This window comes from Protofrankia sp. CiP1_Cm_nod4, from assembly GCF_982290645.1.
The window spans coordinates 4,604-5,443 of the sequence record NZ_CEVIVC010000032.1 but is presented as its reverse complement, the minus strand read 5'-3'; the positions used below and the strand labels follow the sequence as shown (position 1 = coordinate 5,443).

Here is an 840-nt window from a genome sequence, read left to right as displayed (position 1 = left end):
GGTGTCCTTGACCACCGCCACGTAACGGCCGTTGCCCACCGGCACCGACAGCATCACCAGGGACGACAGCGGCCCGGGCAGCGCGGTCCTGGACAGGTGGTCGGAGCTGTTGCCGACCCTGAACACCGCCCCGCGGAACACCGTCTCGCCCATCACCTTCTGCATCGTGAAACCGAAGAGGATCGGTACCCACTGATCGAGGTTACGGTCGTCGACGCGGACGAACGCGATGAACCCCAGCGCACCGGCCAGCGCGATCCATCCCGGGGCGAACATGACCGGCGAACGCAGCGCCCCGAGGACGCACAGCATCACGCCGACCATCAGGCCCAGCTGTGGCCAGCGCATACCGAGCAGGATGCCGCCACGTTCCAGCGGCCCGAACCGGTAACTGCGTTCGGCGACCACGCTCTGCTCAGCCTCCCCCGGTACGCGTGGGGTGGACGGGCGGCCTCGGCGAGGTTACCTTGGGTGATGATCCTGCGACCGGTAGCGCCCGCGGAACAACGCGGGGAGACCCCGCGGAGGCGCCGTTGGCGGCCGGTGCCGCGACCCGGCTGCCCGCGCCGGTTGCCGACCGGGTTCGTGGTGCGGGGGAGCCGACGTTCGCGCGTTCCGCGGAGCGGGCCGCGGGCCGTGCTGGTTGCCCGCTGCCGGCCCGGGCGACAGGCGCGCCGACCCGTGTCGGGCTCACCCCGGCCCCGCGGCGACCGCTGGCCCTGGCCGGGACACCGGTGCCGACCGGGGCGAGGTCGCCGGTGAAGGGCCGGCCCGCGTCCACCGCCGAGCCGCTGCGCTGCCGGTTCTGCAGCCGCCCGCCGATACCCCGGAAGGTCTCCC

The 840-nt window shown here is 73.3% G+C and carries 1 protein-coding gene and 1 pseudogene; both read right to left on the bottom strand.

Going from position 1 to position 840, the window contains the following annotated elements; genetic code table 11:
• Window positions 1-408, bottom strand: a 408-nt coding sequence (locus AC5LSR_RS08640; protein ID WP_493468331.1) for an SCO6880 family protein, incomplete at its 3' end; no start/stop codon positions are given.
• 7 nt (window positions 409-415) lie between these two features.
• A pseudogene (locus AC5LSR_RS08635) lies at window positions 416-840 on the bottom strand (hypothetical protein); the annotation flags it as partial.